This window comes from Vibrio paucivorans (assembly GCF_054053395.1).
The window spans coordinates 525159-540345 of sequence record NZ_CM133231.1 but is presented as its reverse complement, the minus strand read 5'-3'; the positions used below and the strand labels follow the sequence as shown (position 1 = coordinate 540345).

General features: G+C 46.1%; 19 protein-coding genes. 16 read left to right on the top strand and 3 right to left on the bottom strand.

The window, feature by feature from the left end; all coding sequences use genetic code 11:
* Nucleotides 1-19: 19 nt before the first annotated feature.
* The 7 genes from ACXABW_RS17610 (at nucleotide 20) to ACXABW_RS17580 (ending at nucleotide 6324) form a co-directional block, all read left to right on the top strand.
* Nucleotides 20-970, top strand: coding sequence for an ABC transporter substrate-binding protein (locus tag ACXABW_RS17610; protein WP_252031079.1), 951 nt, complete (start codon nucleotides 20-22; stop codon nucleotides 968-970).
* Between the two features lie 21 nt (nucleotides 971-991).
* Entirely contained in the window at nucleotides 992-1666 is a 675-nt protein-coding gene (gene tenA, locus ACXABW_RS17605; protein ID WP_457526585.1) for a thiaminase II, read from the top strand.
* A gap of 12 nt (nucleotides 1667-1678) precedes the next feature.
* Nucleotides 1679-2464, top strand: coding sequence for a hydroxyethylthiazole kinase (gene thiM / locus ACXABW_RS17600; protein WP_252031075.1), 786 nt, complete (start codon nucleotides 1679-1681; stop codon nucleotides 2462-2464).
* A gap of 63 nt (nucleotides 2465-2527) precedes the next feature.
* Nucleotides 2528-3154, top strand: coding sequence for a thiamine phosphate synthase (gene thiE, locus ACXABW_RS17595; RefSeq protein WP_457526583.1), 627 nt, complete (start codon nucleotides 2528-2530; stop codon nucleotides 3152-3154).
* Between the two features lie 57 nt (nucleotides 3155-3211).
* Complete coding sequence (locus tag ACXABW_RS17590) at nucleotides 3212-3844, top strand: DsbA family protein (protein WP_457526581.1); 633 nt, start codon at nucleotides 3212-3214, stop codon at nucleotides 3842-3844.
* A gap of 551 nt (nucleotides 3845-4395) precedes the next feature.
* On the top strand, nucleotides 4396-4917 hold the full coding sequence (locus ACXABW_RS17585) for an NADPH-dependent FMN reductase (protein WP_457526579.1): 522 nt from the start codon (nucleotides 4396-4398) through the stop codon (nucleotides 4915-4917).
* A gap of 18 nt (nucleotides 4918-4935) precedes the next feature.
* Nucleotides 4936-6324, top strand: a complete 1389-nt coding sequence (locus ACXABW_RS17580) for an MATE family efflux transporter (RefSeq protein ID WP_457526577.1) — start codon at nucleotides 4936-4938, stop codon at nucleotides 6322-6324.
* Nucleotides 6325-6347: 23 nt separating this feature from the next.
* On the opposite strand, the gene ACXABW_RS17575 is transcribed toward ACXABW_RS17580, so the two are convergent.
* On the bottom strand, nucleotides 6348-6875 hold the full coding sequence (locus tag ACXABW_RS17575) for a Crp/Fnr family transcriptional regulator (protein WP_457526575.1): 528 nt from the start codon (nucleotides 6873-6875) through the stop codon (nucleotides 6348-6350).
* Nucleotides 6876-6964: 89 nt separating this feature from the next.
* Here ACXABW_RS17575 and ACXABW_RS17570 point away from each other — a divergent pair, with 89 nt between their 5' ends.
* From ACXABW_RS17570 to ACXABW_RS17555, 4 genes are all read left to right on the top strand, one after another.
* Nucleotides 6965-7693, top strand: a complete 729-nt coding sequence (locus ACXABW_RS17570) for an SDR family oxidoreductase (protein WP_457526573.1) — start codon at nucleotides 6965-6967, stop codon at nucleotides 7691-7693.
* On the top strand, nucleotides 7693-8154 hold the full coding sequence (locus ACXABW_RS17565) for a DUF2141 domain-containing protein (RefSeq protein WP_457526571.1): 462 nt from the start codon (nucleotides 7693-7695) through the stop codon (nucleotides 8152-8154). The genes ACXABW_RS17570 and ACXABW_RS17565 overlap by 1 nt, the downstream gene beginning before the upstream one ends.
* A 10-nt stretch (nucleotides 8155-8164) precedes the next feature.
* The gene (locus ACXABW_RS17560; RefSeq protein WP_457526569.1) at nucleotides 8165-8824 is read left to right on the top strand and encodes a TVP38/TMEM64 family protein; all 660 of its coding nucleotides are present in this window, start codon (nucleotides 8165-8167) and stop codon (nucleotides 8822-8824) included.
* Between the two features lie 147 nt (nucleotides 8825-8971).
* On the top strand, nucleotides 8972-9778 hold the full coding sequence (locus ACXABW_RS17555; RefSeq protein ID WP_457527220.1) for a hypothetical protein: 807 nt from the start codon (nucleotides 8972-8974) through the stop codon (nucleotides 9776-9778).
* Nucleotides 9779-9838: 60 nt separating this feature from the next.
* On the opposite strand, the gene ACXABW_RS17550 is transcribed toward ACXABW_RS17555, so the two are convergent.
* Entirely contained in the window at nucleotides 9839-11542 is a 1704-nt protein-coding gene (locus ACXABW_RS17550; protein ID WP_457526567.1) for an FAD-dependent oxidoreductase, read from the bottom strand.
* A gap of 280 nt (nucleotides 11543-11822) precedes the next feature.
* On the opposite strand from ACXABW_RS17550, the gene ACXABW_RS17545 reads away from it, so the two are divergent.
* The 5 genes from ACXABW_RS17545 (at nucleotide 11823) to ACXABW_RS17525 (ending at nucleotide 14074) form a co-directional block, all read left to right on the top strand.
* Nucleotides 11823-12116 carry an ArsR/SmtB family transcription factor gene (locus tag ACXABW_RS17545; protein WP_457527218.1) on the top strand — a complete coding sequence of 98 codons (294 nt, stop codon included), beginning with the start codon at nucleotides 11823-11825 and terminating at the stop codon, nucleotides 12114-12116.
* Complete coding sequence (locus ACXABW_RS17540; RefSeq protein WP_457526565.1) at nucleotides 12113-12532, top strand: YeeE/YedE family protein; 420 nt, start codon at nucleotides 12113-12115, stop codon at nucleotides 12530-12532. Before ACXABW_RS17545 ends, ACXABW_RS17540 begins: the two co-directional genes overlap by 4 nt.
* Before the next feature lie 16 nt (nucleotides 12533-12548).
* Nucleotides 12549-12998 carry a YeeE/YedE family protein gene (locus ACXABW_RS17535; RefSeq protein WP_265686360.1) on the top strand — a complete coding sequence of 150 codons (450 nt, stop codon included), beginning with the start codon at nucleotides 12549-12551 and terminating at the stop codon, nucleotides 12996-12998.
* 132 nt (nucleotides 12999-13130) lie between these two features.
* Complete coding sequence (locus ACXABW_RS17530; protein WP_457526563.1) at nucleotides 13131-13466, top strand: hypothetical protein; 336 nt, start codon at nucleotides 13131-13133, stop codon at nucleotides 13464-13466.
* A 236-nt stretch (nucleotides 13467-13702) separates the two neighbouring features.
* The gene (locus ACXABW_RS17525) at nucleotides 13703-14074 is read left to right on the top strand and encodes a thiamine-phosphate diphosphorylase (protein WP_457526561.1); all 372 of its coding nucleotides are present in this window, start codon (nucleotides 13703-13705) and stop codon (nucleotides 14072-14074) included.
* Nucleotides 14075-14155: 81 nt separating this feature from the next.
* Here ACXABW_RS17525 and ACXABW_RS17520 read toward each other — a convergent pair whose 3' ends face one another.
* Nucleotides 14156-15043: an endonuclease/exonuclease/phosphatase family protein gene (locus ACXABW_RS17520; RefSeq protein WP_457526559.1), complete on the bottom strand. Its 888-nt coding sequence runs from the start codon at nucleotides 15041-15043 to the stop codon at nucleotides 14156-14158.
* Between the last annotated feature and the right edge of the window lie 144 nt (nucleotides 15044-15187).

The window sequence follows — 15187 nt, the reverse complement described above, 5'->3', positions numbered from 1 at the left end:
AAAACAAAAGGACTATCTAGTGAAAAACAAAACAATTTTAAGCGCAGTTGCGCTTGCTGCTCTGAGCCTATCTACCAGCGTAGCAGCTGAAACGAAGAAGCTGACACTTATGTTGGATTGGTTTGTAAACCCAAACCACGGCCCGATTGTTATCGCTAAAGAGCGTGGGTACTTTAAAGAACAAGGTATCGAAGTCGATATTCAAGAGCCTGCCGACCCAAGCACGCCAGCTAAATTAGTGGCTGCAAATAAAGTCGATTTGGCGGTGTCTTACCAACCGAGCTTAACCATTGACGTTGCAGCCGGCCTGCCGCTTGTTCGCTCAGCCACCCTGATCGCGACGCCTCTGAACACCTTAATGGTGCTAGACAATAAAAAAATTCAAAGCCTGAGTGACCTTAAAGGTAAGAAAATCGGTATCGCTATTGCTGGTAACGAAGAAGCGACCATCGGTACTATGTTAGATAAAGGCGGCGTGAACTACGAAGACGTACAAATCATCAATGTTGGCTGGGCGCTATCGTCTTCACTTGCATCTGGCAAAGTGGACGCAATTTGGGGCGGACTGCGTAACTTCGAAACCAACCAACTTGAGCTTGAGGGTTACAAAGCGAAAGCGTTCTTCCCAGAAGAAAATGGTGTTCCTGCCTACGACGAGCTTATTTTTGTTGCTAACGCTAACAAATACGACGAGCAAGCTATTGTTGCGTTTAACAAGGCCTTAGAGCAGGCGACAACTTATATTGTCAACCATCCACAAGAATCGTGGAAAGAGTTTGTTGCCTATGCACCGGATACATTAAACAACGAACTGAATGAGCGTGCATGGAACGATACGCTAACTCGATTTGCGCTACGTCCTTCTGCTGTCGACCTTAAGCGCTACGACGATTACGCGCAGTTCATGTACGCGCAAGACATCATCGAATCGCTACCTGAAGCAAAAGATTACGTACGCAGTTTTCAATAATAACGACTTAGAGTTATCACAATGAACCATCAAGATTTAATTAACGCTTGCCGTGAAGATTGGGAAGCGTATACCAAACATGATTTTGTTACCCAACTGGCGAAGGGCGAACTTGCTCAGCCTTGTTACTTGCATTATTTAAAACAAGATTTCTTGTTCCTTAAGCAGTATGCACGTGCTTATGCGCTAGCGATCTACAAGGCGCGCACTCTGGAAGAAATGCGCTTTGCACTACCAAGTGTTCATGCATTGCTAGACTCCGAGATCAAACACCACGTGACTTACTGCGAGGAATGGGGTTTAACCGAGCGCGATATGGAAGCGGAGCCAGAGGATTTTGGTACCGTCGCATATACACGTTACGTGCTGGATGCAGGCATGACAGGCGATTTGGTTGACCTATACGCAGCGTTAGCACCTTGTTCAATCGGTTATGCAGAAATTGGCCGTAACCTTGGCAGTGATGAGAACACCGTTCGTGAAGGGAACCCATATGCGAGCTGGATTGATCTATACAGCGGTGAAGAATTCCAAAACGGCGTTGGTCACAGTATTGAACGTATAGATCAATTATTGGCCGAGATTAATGTTAATAGCCAACGAGGTCAACACTTGATTCAAGTGTTCAAAACGGCAACTCGTATGGAAATTGCTTTTTGGCAGCAAGGCTTAGACGCCCTGCAAGCGGCAAAGTAACCGGAGGCGTATATGAACATTGAAACAATTAATAACGCGCTTAATGCAGTACGTGATCAAAAACCATTGGTTGTGAATATCACCAATTACGTGGTGATGAATAACACAGCTAATGCCCTGTTAGCGATTGGCGCGTCACCAATTATGGCGCACTCTCAGCAAGAAATGGCGGAGATGATGTCGTTCTCTGGCGCGTTGGTGATTAACATTGGCACGCTTGATAGCGTTTGGACACCTAGAATGGCGTTTGCTGTTGAGCAGGCGAATTCAAACGGCAAAGTGGTGGTTCTAGACCCTGTTGGTTGCGGAGCAAGTTCACTACGAACTGAGACGTCGAGAAAAATTGCGTCTTTGGCGGAAAAACTGATCATTCGCGGTAACGCTTCTGAAATCATTAGTTTAGCCGGTGAACAAGGGCAATCTAAGGGCGTAGACGCACTGGATAGCAGTGAAGCCGCACTGGGTGCCGCGCGTTATCTTGTCGAACACTACAAGTGTAGCGTCGTAATTTCAGGTGCGACCGATTACGTAGTGACTGAACATGACGTGTACACGCTAAATAATGGTCACGAAATGATGCCGTACGTGACGGGAATGGGCTGTACACTGACGGCTCTGACTGGCGCATTTGCGGCAGTAGGGGATACGACAGGTTTAGCTGCTGCCGCTGTTTTAGGGGTAGCTGGTGAAATTGCCGCTCAGCAATCAAAAGGGCCGGGCAGCTTGCAAGTTAACTTACTGGATGCTCTGTACCAACTTGATGCGGACACACTTGCAGCGCGTTTGAAGCTATCGTAGTCCATTTTGTAAAACCTATGCAGAGTCTCCAGTATGCAGGCTCTGCATTAAATAGGAAGTCCTATGAACCCTTACCGTTTGTATCTGGTTACAGATGATCAACAAGACTTATCAACACTGGTTAATGTCGTAAAACAGGCCGTTGCTGGTGGCGTGACCATGGTTCAGGTACGAGAGAAACATGGTGATGTTCGTGCTTTTATAGAACGTGCGTTAGCGGTGAAAGCCGTATTGAAAGGCTCAGGTGTACCTCTTATCATCAATGATAGAGTCGATGTAGCATTAGGTGTTGATGCCGATGGTGTTCACTTAGGGCAGTCGGATATGCCAGCGGAAATGGCGAGATCTCTAATTGGTCCAGATAAAATCTTGGGTTTATCGGTAGAAAACGAGCAGCAGCTTAGCGAAGCATTAAAGCTCAATGTGGACTACCTCGGGTTGAGCGCAATCTTTGCGACACCAACCAAAACCAACATCAAGAAAGAGTGGGGCATCGAAGGATTAAGAGCAGCGGTTGCTCAAAGCCAGCTGCCAATCGTAGCAATCGGTGGTATTAACAGCTCAAACCTAGATGACATAGTAGCGACTCAAGTTGAGGGTATCGCTCTGGTTTCTGCAATCTGTCATGCCGATGATCCTGAATACGCTTCCCGACAGCTAATCGCTCAAATTGAGAAGTCTGTAAGTTAGAGGGTTACAGAGTTGTAGTAGAGTAATAAAACGGACTACAGCTCAGTGACTATGGATATGACAGCCAACAAACTCTACTACGTATACGACCCAATGTGCTCTTGGTGCTGGGGCTACAAACCAACTTGGAGCAAAATTGAACAAGCAATCTCAAAGGACCTAGACGTTGTCTACGTTGTGGGTGGACTCGCACCCGACTCAGATGTGCCTATGCCGCTAGAGATGCAAACTCAGATAGCGTCATACTGGAAACGTATTGAAGACTATTTAGGCACTCAATTTAATTACGATTTTTGGGAAAAGAATACACCTCGTCGTTCAACGTACCCATCGTGTCGGGCAACATTGGCTGCCCGTAAGCAAGGTAAAGAGCAAACCATGCTCACTGCCATTCAACATGCCTATTACCTTCAAGCGCGTAACCCCAGTGATAATTCGGTATTGATTGAGGTTGCTAAAGAGGCCGGTTTAGATCAAGCGCAGTTTAAGGCAGACCTTGAATCGAGCGAGATTGAAACCGAGCTACAGAACGAACTTTCGCTCGCACGTTCGATTGGTGGTAACAGCTTCCCGTCGCTGTTTGTCGAGCGAGAAGGTCGTATTACTGAGCTTCGAATCGACTACCAAAATGCCGACTCCACCATCGATGAAGTGAAAGCGTTATTAGGGTCTGTTGACCTTTCGAGCTGATTTTTGCAGCACTTTGTGGGAAATTTCTACAAGGCAGAGGCTTTGATGTGTAGCTAGCCTACATGAGAAGCCGATAACGCAGTAGAAATGAACCACAAAGGCTGCCCAAAGGGTTCGGCTACGCGCCCCGGACTAAAATCGTTTTACGCTTTGTTAAAGACTATTTGCGTAGAGTGACTAGGCTACACAGTCTTCGCCTTGCCTAAAACGATTTTATCTCGAACAAAATTTAACCACGAAAGATCAACAGACCCTATGGTAATAACACTTATCCGATTCAAATAGGGTGTAGCAAGCCTGTTCACCCTCCTTAAACCAAGACTCCTGTGCACTTTAGCCGATTCATGCTTTCGGCTTGAGTACAGCTCTGCATCATCTACAGATCAATAACTCGCCGATATCGCACTCACTTTAAACGTCTTAAATCTACGAGAGTAGAAGCTAATTTAATTGCTAGTCATATGGAAATAAACCTTTAACCATTGGGCTATTAATCGCTGATTGGATTTTAATTATATTAATTTCATCCACCGATTTCTAAGGAAGAGACAATGAAAGTATTAGCATTTGGCGCAAGCAGCAGCAAAAACTCAATCAACCAACAACTGGCACACTACGCAGCGAAACAGATTAAAGACGCCGATATCAACCTGATCGACATTAACGATTTCGAAATGCCGATTTTTAGTGAAGATCGTGAAAAAGAATTAGGCTCTCCTGAACAAGCGCAGCGCTTCTTTAAAGCTATTGGTGAAGCGGATGTGCTTGTTATCTCTTTTGCAGAGCACAATGGTTCTTATACCGCTGCGTACAAGAATTTGTTTGATTGGACGTCGCGTATCAACATGCAAGTATTTCAAAGTAAACCTGTTCTGATGCTCGCAACGTCGCCGGGTCCAGGCGGTGCTAGTACCGTATTAGCAGCCGCGAAAGGGTCAGCACCGTACTTTGCAGCGGATGTAAAAGCGGGAATTTCACTTGCGAGCTTTTACGACAACTTCGACTTTGAATCGGGCACGGTCACCAGCGAAGAGTTCAACCAGCAGCTGTTGGACGCGATCGAAACACTATAATCACCAAAAGGTAGCGCTATGGAACAGCCACTCCTAACCAAGCCTGTAAAGTCCGCGCTGCTTTCAATGGCAGCGCCAGCAGCGTTTGGCATGCTAATGACTTTCTTGTTTCAACTTGTCGACAGCTATTTTGTCGGCAAGCTGGGCACTCAACCACTAGCCGCAATAAGCTTTGCCTACCCAGTGTATATTCTTGTGGTAGGCCTTTTTATGGGTATCGCCGCCGGTGTTTCTGCCACAGTTGGTAAAGCACTTGGAGAAAATAACAAACGCAAAGCGCAATCGCTCGGCACAATTTCTATCCTCCTATTTGCTTTCTTTACCCTGCTGCTTGGCGGGTTAGGGTATAGCACCATAGGTGTGACATTTAGCTTGCTAGGGGCAGATGCTCAGACGGCCGCGTTAGTTGGCGAGTATATGGCGCCTTTGTACTTAGGTATGGCACTATTGGTGATTGGGTTAATCGCCAACGCTGCCCTGATGGCAAAAGGCGTAATGGTGAAAACAACCATCATCATGGCGATTGGTGGTGTCACTAATGTAGTGTTCGACTATTTCTTGATCTTTGGCTTCGGTATTTTCCCCGAGCTCGGACTCCAAGGTGCTGCGATTGCGACGTTGATTTCATGGGCTGTCATCGCCGTGTTGATGTTGGTGCTACTGTTCGAACAAGACATATTGTCGTTTCAAGCTATCCATGACGTTAAAGCACAAGTCGAAGAAATCTTACGAATCTCTACGCCAGCGATCGCCGCGCAAATACTCGGGCCAATAGCTATCGCATTTGTTACTCGCATGGTTTCAAGCTATGGGGAGTCAGCAATTGCGGCATTCGGAATTGCAACGCGATTAGAATCGTTATTATTGACCGGTATTCTATCGCTTAGCGTGATTGTCACTCCTTTAGTCGCGCAAAACTTTGGTGCTCGAGCGACGCATCGCTTAGATGCTATCGTAGCGTATTCAGGGAGAATGACGGTGTATTGGGGGCTAGCGACGTTTGTATTGATTGCGCTTTTCAACCGAGAAATCATGGGGTTGTTTACACATGAACCACAGGTCGTTGAGCACGGCGCGCTTTATTTTTACGTAGTGGGGATCACCTTTCCTGCTTATGGGCTAGTTTTACTCACGAGTGCATTTCTGAATGGCGTGCAACAAGCCAGTTCATCACTCAAACTTACCTTAGTGAAATCGCTAATGCTGACTATTCCACTAGTTTTTATTGGAGCGCAACTGGACATTGAATTTATCTGGGGCGGGATTGCAATAGCGAATGTGTTGGGAATGATGTACGCCAAGAAATTGCTCGATAGCTGGGTGAAACAATCGGAATCACAGCTTGACCAACAGTCACCGATTGAAGACTACTGGAGTGATCTAAAGGGGTTATTCAGCCGCACTTAGCCCAATGAATTGACCGAGTAGGCTTAAGGCATCACTCTGTGTTTTATTCGGCTTAATCCAACTGGAGTGATGCCAAGATAGCGTGCAATGTCGTTCTGAGTCACACGTTCTAATAATCCCGGAGCGGTATCGACTAGCTGCGTAAATCGTTGCTCAGCGGATAAGCATAATAGGTCGCGTTCACGCTGTTCTTTTTTCATCGCAAAACTGAGCAACAGCTGGATCATTTGCTGAGCGAGTTGTTCATCTTGTTGTGTGGTTTGATACAAATTCTGAAAATCAATCTGAAGTAACTCTGTGTCACTGAGTGCAACTAAGCCAAAAGTCGTTTTTTTCTGTGCATAGGCTGCAGTCATGCTGCCGATCACGTCTCCTTCCTGCAAAAACGATTTTATAAGCTCTTTGCCGTCTTCGGTGACATACACCGCTTTTAGAATTCCGCGTTGAATCGAGTATAGGTGGGGGTTACTTTCTCCTTGATGGAAAATATACTCTCCTTGCTTTGTGCATACTCGCTTTCCGTATTTCTTTACGTATTCAGAAAATTCCATCACTTTTAACCCAGGTTAACGCCAACACCAGCTCTGTTGCTTAGATTGATTACCAATCAGCCTAATACAAGCAAAAGGAATGGTGAAGAATGGAATTAACAAATAAGACAATACTCATCACCGGTGGGACGTCTGGTATTGGTTTGCACTTGGTAGAGCAGCTTTGTGCTGGTAATCGAGTTGTTATCGCTGGGCGCGATGTCGAAAAGCTACGACAGCTTGAGCTCAACTATGGCGTCGAAACCTGTTGGGTAGATTTAGCGGTGATTGAATCGGTAGAAAAGCTTGCCCAAACCATCGAAAGCCAACATTCCCACATCGATGTGCTCATTAATAACGCTGCGGTTCAATACACGCCGACGTTCGACAGTGACGACTTCCACTACCAAACCATTGTTCGGGAAATTACGACTAATTTCACGTCGGTGTGCTGTTTAACCTATCTACTGCTGCCTCTGCTAAGAAAGTCTGATTCAGCTACCGTACTCAATGTGAACTCAGGGCTAGCGTTAACGCCGAAAAAAGGCTCTGCGGTTTACTGTGCCACCAAGAGTGCATTGAGTACTTTCTCTACCTCACTCAGTTATCAATTAGCCGAGCTCAATATCAAGGTGCTACAAGCCTTTCTTCCTGTGGTCGACACGCCCATGACGTATGGCAGAGGTAAAAGCAAGATGTCAGCTGAGCGCGCTGCACAAAAAATCATACACGGAATAAAAGCAGAGCAAAAAGCAAACGACATAGGCAAAGTTAAGCTGCTTCGATGGCTTCTGCGTTTTTTCCCTGCAATGGCATACCGAATCATGAGGAATGCGTAATGAAGCTGCATAAATGGTTTATGGTTTTTTCGGCATTTGTTACTCAGGCCGCTGCATCTGAAAACACTGTCGCTGCAGCAACGGACAGCCTGACCGTCGAAGTTGAAGTGACTGGGGTTGATGTGGCACGGGGAGGAGATGTGATCGTGTTTGTTTTCGCCGAAGAAGGCTTTCCCAAGCAGCATGATAAAGCGCTGCAATCTAAAGTAATGCCGGTTAATGGAGACACGCAACACTTTGAATTTAATGTTCAGCAATCGAACCTAGCGATAAAAGTGCTACACGACGAAGATGGCACAGGCAAGGTTAGCAAAAACTGGACTGGCGTTTACCCATCGGAAGGGCTTGGATTTTCCAATGATCAGAAAGTGACGCTTCTTGGTGCTCCTACTTATCGAAATAGCGTGGTGAACCTGAATGAGCAAAGTGCTCGGCTTCAGATTGCCATTCTTTACCCGTAAGGAGCTGGCTATGTCTTCAATGATTAAAGTGCTACTGGTATTGGCGCTCGCATTCGCCTCTACGTTCATCCTACTCAACGCGATTGGGGTATTGAACGTTGAAAAAATTGAACGCTGGTTTGAATTGGCTCAGTCGATTTCACCGTTATACATTTTTGCAATTGCAGTATTACTGCTGACCGCAGACTTGTTCGTCGCAATGCCCACACTCACCATCACTTTGTTGGCTGGGTTCTTCTTAGGGCAATGGTTTGGTGCACTGGCGGCAACAAGTGGGATGATGCTCGCTGGGTTAGTCGGGTATGGAATATCGTTTCGATACGGCGAAAAACTGCTACTCAAATTACTGAAGGAAAAGACAAAGATTGCAGAAGCAAAACAGGCATTTAACCAGCATGGTTTCACCATGATACTGCTATCTCGGGCTACCCCAATTTTGCCGGAAGTCACGGCCTGTTTAGCGGGCGCATCGGGCATGAAATTGTCTAAGTTCATGCTTGCATGGACTATTAGCACAGTCCCGTATTGCTTGATTGCTGCTTACGCTGGTTCCATAAGTAGCATGAATAACCCGAAGCCAGCATTGATCGCTGCGGCTTTAATGACAGGGATCTTGTGGCTTGGCTGGTACTGGTTTCGCAGGCAGACTCTGGCAGTTGCCACCAAGTAAGCCTTATGCGATGTCATCAAATGGCTATTGATATTGATTCACATCATTTATGATTGCCCCAACGACATGCAAGGAGCTGAACCCACAAGGGTTAGCTCCTTTTTTAATGAGGCAATCAAAGTGAAAAAGACACTGGTTTCGACCCTAATGTTAACGCTACTCGCATCACCTGTATGGGCTGAATCCGAAGTGATAAATGATAAATCGTTAGCTGAGAAAGCAGCGAAAGAGTTAGCTAACCCAAACACTGCCTACGCAAGTTTAAATTTTAAGTTTCAGTACAACGGTGGATACAAAGACGGAGGAAGCAACTTCACCACGGTGTTTCAACCAACATTGCCGTTTCCTTTGGATGGTGGTGACAAGATCATTTTTAGGCCAGCGGTGTCGGCCATAGATAACGACTTCAATGTCGGCAGTGTGCACATGAATCAATCAGGTGTATCCGACATTTCATTCGACTTAGCGTATGCGCCAAACATTGCGCCAGATATGATTGTCGCGTTTGGTGTAATAGCATCGCTCCCGACCGGCAGTGATGAATTATCTTCGGATCAGTTCGCTGTGGGGCCCGAAGTATTGTTTGGTAAGCTTAGTTCAGAGCGAGTAGTAGGCTTGTTTCCTAACCACTTGTATGGCGTAGCAGGCTCAGGCATTGATGAAGGCAAACGCATTAACAAAACGTCTTCGCAGCTGTTTTGGGTAGAAATGTTAGGAGGCGGATGGACGTTAGGCACAGCGCCGACTATTTCCTACGATTGGAATACCAATCAAGCCGAGATACCGCTGAATATCAGTGTCACCAAAACAACCGTTATTGGTGGTCGGCCTTGGAAATTCGGTTTAGAGGCGAATTACTACATCGAGAAAGACGATAAAACCAGACCAGATTTTATGATTGGATTCAACATCACTCCGGTGGTCGAAAATCAGTTGGTGTCTTGGTTAAATTAGGTGATTGAGAGCCTTAGCGGCTGGCTAAGGCTCCATCGTTACGAAGTTAAATATGGCTGGTTACGCCTGTGCCATTTTATAGGTTCTGTAACCACCAATCAGATTGCGCGCTTTAAAGCCGTTGTTGACCAATTGGCGATACGCTACGTTACCGCGTAACCCAACCTGGCAATAAATTACAATCTCTTTGTCTTTTGGTAGTTCGTCCATACGATGGCGTAATTGATCGACAGGAATGTTAATCGCACCTTCAATGAAGCCGGCATTCTCTAGCTCTCCCGGATTACGAACATCAAGCAGCACTTGGTCATTTGTCAGAGAATCGATCTGGTCGTAATGAATCGGGGTGGCATCTCCCGCCATAATGTTGCTTGCAACAAACGCAGCTTGATTTATCACATCTTTTGCTGAGCCATACGGCGGCGCATAAGTAAGCTCAAGGTGTTGAAGCTGTTCCACTGTCATACCCGCACGCTGCGCGACTGCCATGACATCGATACGCTTATCGACGCCGTCTTTACCAGCCGCTTGCGCACCTAGGATTTTGCCCGTTTCAGGATCGAACAACATTTTGAATGAGACGATCTCTGCGCCAGGGTAGTAGCTCGCGTGACTGGCTGTGTGGACATACACCTTTTCGTATTCAATGCCTTCGCGCTTCAGTTGCTTTTCGTTTTTGCCAGTAGATGCAACCGCCAAATCAAAGATCTTACAAATCGCAGTGCCTTGCGTACCTTGATAGGTTTCGCTGCGGCCTAACATATTGTCTGCCGCCATGCGCCCCTGACGATTAGCAGGGCCCGCAAGAGGAACCAAAGTTTGCGCGCCAGTGACAAAGTCTTTCTCTTCAATAGCATCACCAACAGCGTAGATACTTGGATCGCTGGTCTGCATCATTTCGTTGGTGTAAATACCACCTAGCTGCCCAATCTGAAGCCCTGCCTCTCGGGCAAGCTTGGTTTCTGGTCGAACACCAATCGCCATGATGAGGATATCGGTACGTAGTGTCTCACCGCTATTTAAAGTCAGGTTTAGCTCGCCATTGATATGTTGATGTGCAGTGCTTTCTCCGCTGTCTGCATTTGCGACTTGCTGATTTGGTACAAACTCGATGCTTTCAAGGGCGACACCAAGTTTTAGGTCGATACCTTTTGAGCGAATGTCTTGATGAGCAAACCCCGCCATTTCTCTATCTACTGGAGTCATGACCTGATCGGCCATTTCGATCAGCGTAGTTTTGATGCCAAGTTGGTGGAAGGCTTCCATCATTTCCAAGCCAATGAATCCGCCGCCCACAACAGTGGCGTGCTCTGGTTTGTTCATTTGAATGGTTTGAATGATGCGATCCATATCAGGGATGTTACGCAGTGAGTGCGTTAACGGATTATCAACGCCCGGAATTGGTGGAACCACTGGGCCCGCGCCTGGACTTAGCAGTAAAAAGTCATAGTTTTCTGTGTATTCAGAGCCGTCGAGTAGGTTCTTAATGGTGACTGTTTTCTCGTGGCGATTAATCGCGACCACTTCGTTCATCACACGAACATCGACGTTAAAACGGGCTAGAAAGCTTTCAGGGGTTTGTAGCAATAGCTTGCTTCGTTCCTGAATGTCGCCACCAATATGGTAGGGCAAGCCACAGTTGGCAAACGAGACAAAGGGCCCGCGTTCGAACATGATGATCTCTGCATCTTCGCTTAATCTACGTGCACGTGCAGCGGCTGATGCACCACCAGCGACTCCACCAACAATAACAATTTTAGTCATTTAGAACTCCAACTTACCAACGCCCTGACATCAGCGTTCTCAGGCTATATCGAAACCCAGCTGCACTCATTACGTGAATACCGATTACGTAATTATTCATGGCTTGCTAGGCAAATTTTCTATTACGTTAAACTTATAAATTAGAAAAGTCTAATGTTAATTTCACTAAATTCACAAATGCTAATTTAGTGTTGACTGAATATACTTGTATAAGTAATATCTAATTAAGGTTTTCATTGAGGAGTCAGTTGTGGTTGAAGAACAGCTAGACATAAAAAGCATGCAGGAAAAAGTTGCCGAGGCTGCCGATTTACTGAAAGTAATGGCGCATCCAGAACGGTTGCTCGTGCTTTGCCAATTAACGCAAGGGGAAGTGGGGGCAGGTGCGCTACAGCAAACATCAACGTTGAGCCAATCAGCGTTCTCTCAGCATCTCACGGTACTGCGTAATCATAAGCTGATAACAGCACGAAAAGAGTCACAACAAGTGTTCTATTCGTTGGCGGATCCAAGAGTGGAAACACTTATTGGCAGCCTACACAGCGTGTTCTGCAAAGAGGAAACATCATCATGATGCAAGCATTACCTTGGGAATCACTATTTGGCGGCATTTTGCTTGGCGTATCGGCGGTATTGCTCTTATTAGTGAACGGTAAAGTGGCAGGTATCAGCGGCGTTATTAATGGCTTGTTAGCGCCTAAGTCCGGTGATTATGCTTGGCGGCTATTGTTTGTGCTGGGCATGGTATCCGGTGGAGTGCTTAGCGTTATGATGTTAGGAATTGAAGCGCCAAGTACACAAAGCAGTTCTTTATTGGTTCTGTCGTTAGCGGGTTTACTCGTGGGGTTCGGTACTCGAATGGGTAATGGCTGTACAAGTGGACACGGTATCTGCGGGATTGGCCGTCTATCGAAGCGCTCAATCGTAGCGACCTGTGTCTTTATGGCCGTGGCAGCGCTTACCGTTTTCATTCGCCTACATGTGCTTTAACGATAGGGATAAGACAATGTGGTTATTTAGAATTACAGCCTTACTGAGTGGGTTATTGTTTGGTGCTGGAATGGCAATTTCAGGCATGATTCAACCAGAAAAGGTGATTGGCTTTCTCGATGTTGCAGGCGCGTGGGATCCGAGCCTAGCGTTTGTGATGGGAGGCGCGTTACTGGTGTTTATGCCGAGCTATTTCCTACTCATTAAACCAAGAAAAGCATCGGTCACTGGCGAAGCAATCTGTTTGCCAACCAAAAAGACGTTAGATTCAAGGTTGCTTTCAGGGGCGGCGATTTTTGGCCTTGGATGGGGTATTGCAGGCATTTGCCCTGGGCCGGCAGTCGCCAGTTTGGCATTGGGTGATAAAGGCATAGTGTTGTTTCTTTTGTCGTTGATTGTCGGCTCTTTAATTGGCCAGCTGGTACTGGAACCTAAACAACCCTCACCATCAATTCCTCAAAACTGAACAATGATGAAATGAAAAGGCCCAGCGATTGCTGGGCCTTTTTGGTAACAATGACTGCTAGTTATTTTACTCCCGCGATTGTGAGATCACCTATAGTAACTACAGGGCTTGTGAAATTGTGTGGGATCGAAGATGAGGCTAATCGCTCTATTGTTTTCAGCATTGATGCTGGCATTACCTGTAAAGGCGGGAGAGTCTCTGCCGCTGAAATGCGAGCTGTTAGAAACAGCAGATCAGTTTTGGTTCTACCGTGAGCAGATGGTTTACCAAAGCGAACAGTTTGCGATTTTTCATAATTTCAAAGGCCGCGTGGTCACGCAAGTCGATGTCAAAACCAACGAGTTGATTCGTACCACTTACCTTGGCGATTCGTACACGCCTAAATATCAAATTCTTATGGGGCGCTGCCCAACCATCGCTCATGTGCTTGAAATGTGGCAGTTAGATGATGTCCCAATGGATAATTAACTTGCTTTCGATAAACCGCTGAATTGAATCCGCGTTACAACTACCTTTCTTTATCGTCTAGACAAAATGTCTGTGTTGCTGGCGTTTGTTTGCCACATTACCATCCGATTCACTCTTTAACTTTGTTCATACCAGTTTGGATTGATAGATCGACTTTTCGAGCTTTAGGCTCAACAACAGTTTGCGCGCAGTTAAGCGCGATACTACATCTATAAAAATCCATTGGAGTATATGTCTTGAACGACTTAAAAAATCTGTCTTCGGCGAAAGTGATTAAGGAACGCATCAAGCGTGAATATGACTTACGTATTCTCAACCAAGTAAGCGAAGGCGAATTTGAATCGAGAATGGCGATTTGGGATGGAATTTCGACCGCTGCCAACTCTGTTAATGACGTGGCTAAGTTTGTCGACGTGTCATTCAGCACGCTTCAGCAAAAGCTGAAAGAGGCGGGGAGTGACTTGAGCTTAAACCACAATGAATTCGTGACAATGGCGAATGAAGAGATCAGCTACATCAAAGCCTACGTTGCCGACAACACAACGCAATATTTCTGGTACGCCACTATCGCTTTAATGGTATGCGGCGTTATCGCGATTTGCTACTAAGCAGTCGAACGCTATAAATGAAACGGCCTGTTACTAACAAGTAACAGGCCGTTTTAGTTTGGGATTAAGCGCAAGCTTCGATTAATTCACTGTGGTTAACACAGGGCAGTGATCGCTGAGTTGGTAGTTTAGAACATCTTGGCTGTTGAAGACTTGCTGTGATGGTTCGGAGGACGAAAGGCCGTCACTGACAATAATGTGGTCGATAAGCGATCGAAACTGGTGCACACGTTGTGGGTTCTTACGTGATCGCACTTTACATTCGGCGGGTGTCGACTTGGTTGCCAGAACAGCATCAGTGCCTTTTGCAATCGTTGCCCAAAGCCAGTCACCGGAATACCCCATGTTATGGTTGAAGTCGCCTAGAATCACATAGGCTTGTTGGTTCCTTTCTCGCTCTCGTACCCACTGATTTAGGCTTTCGCCTTGCTCTTTCAATGTTTGGCAGTGCTGATTATTGTTGTAGCGCCCGCTACAGCGCGCTTTCAAATGCACTGAAAGCATGTGAATTGGCTGCTCACTATTTGGTGAAAGCACAACATAGCTGGCAAACCTTAGCTTTCTTCTTTCATCGGCCAACAGGTTAATATCCGGCTGGTTATCGATTTCAATCCCTTTGCTGATCGCAAAGCCTGTGTATTGGTTGATGTCGTCAAACTGCAGCGCTTTATTACTTGAATCTGCGCGGTCGGAAATAAACACCTTGTATCCATCACCAACGACTTGCTTGATTGCATCTGGGCTGTCGACTTCTTGAAAGGCCAATATGTCGGCATTTTGCTTTGAAAAGTAATGCTGCAATTGGCGAAAATCTTGGTTACTACGCTCACTTTGTGGAAACTGCTGGCTTGGCGATAAAGTCAGCCATTCGATGTTCCATGTGGATAAAGTGACAGGTTGCGCGGCAAAAATGGATGGCGTTGCAGTTGCAAGAAAAAAGGTGAGAAATTTACGAAAATGCTTTTTCATTGTGTCTGATAAATGGAAGAAATCGGCTGACCCTTTATCTCATCAGACGTCAAAAAAAAGCAAGCGTAATTCTCGCAATTTATTAAAATTTCATCGTTTCTTTTCAATTTCGATCAATCGCCAAAAGATCGGATCCTTCTTAGT

Bases quoted from the DNA above. Each gene is read 5' to 3' on its own strand.
- ACXABW_RS17535 (WP_265686360.1), top strand. From the start codon at position 12,549: ATGTGGTTATTTAGAATTACAGCCTTACTGAGTGGGTTATTGTTTGGT.
- ACXABW_RS17570 (WP_457526573.1), top strand. From the start codon at position 6,965: ATGGAATTAACAAATAAGACAATACTCATCACCGGTGGGACGTCTGGT.
- ACXABW_RS17530 (WP_457526563.1), top strand. From the start codon at position 13,131: ATGAGGCTAATCGCTCTATTGTTTTCAGCATTGATGCTGGCATTACCT.
- ACXABW_RS17585 (WP_457526579.1), top strand. From the start codon at position 4,396: ATGAAAGTATTAGCATTTGGCGCAAGCAGCAGCAAAAACTCAATCAAC.
- ACXABW_RS17540 (WP_457526565.1), top strand. From the start codon at position 12,113: ATGATGCAAGCATTACCTTGGGAATCACTATTTGGCGGCATTTTGCTT.
- ACXABW_RS17580 (WP_457526577.1), top strand. From the start codon at position 4,936: ATGGAACAGCCACTCCTAACCAAGCCTGTAAAGTCCGCGCTGCTTTCA.
- thiM (WP_252031075.1), top strand. From the start codon at position 1,679: ATGAACATTGAAACAATTAATAACGCGCTTAATGCAGTACGTGATCAA.
- ACXABW_RS17565 (WP_457526571.1), top strand. From the start codon at position 7,693: ATGAAGCTGCATAAATGGTTTATGGTTTTTTCGGCATTTGTTACTCAG.
- ACXABW_RS17550 (WP_457526567.1), bottom strand. From the start codon at position 11,542: ATGACTAAAATTGTTATTGTTGGTGGAGTCGCTGGTGGTGCATCAGCC.
- ACXABW_RS17555 (WP_457527220.1), top strand. From the start codon at position 8,972: ATGTTAACGCTACTCGCATCACCTGTATGGGCTGAATCCGAAGTGATA.
- ACXABW_RS17560 (WP_457526569.1), top strand. From the start codon at position 8,165: ATGTCTTCAATGATTAAAGTGCTACTGGTATTGGCGCTCGCATTCGCC.
- thiE (WP_457526583.1), top strand. From the start codon at position 2,528: ATGAACCCTTACCGTTTGTATCTGGTTACAGATGATCAACAAGACTTA.
- tenA (WP_457526585.1), top strand. From the start codon at position 992: ATGAACCATCAAGATTTAATTAACGCTTGCCGTGAAGATTGGGAAGCG.
- ACXABW_RS17575 (WP_457526575.1), bottom strand. From the start codon at position 6,875: ATGGAATTTTCTGAATACGTAAAGAAATACGGAAAGCGAGTATGCACA.
- ACXABW_RS17590 (WP_457526581.1), top strand. From the start codon at position 3,212: ATGACAGCCAACAAACTCTACTACGTATACGACCCAATGTGCTCTTGG.
- ACXABW_RS17545 (WP_457527218.1), top strand. From the start codon at position 11,823: ATGCAGGAAAAAGTTGCCGAGGCTGCCGATTTACTGAAAGTAATGGCG.
- ACXABW_RS17520 (WP_457526559.1), bottom strand. From the start codon at position 15,043: ATGAAAAAGCATTTTCGTAAATTTCTCACCTTTTTTCTTGCAACTGCA.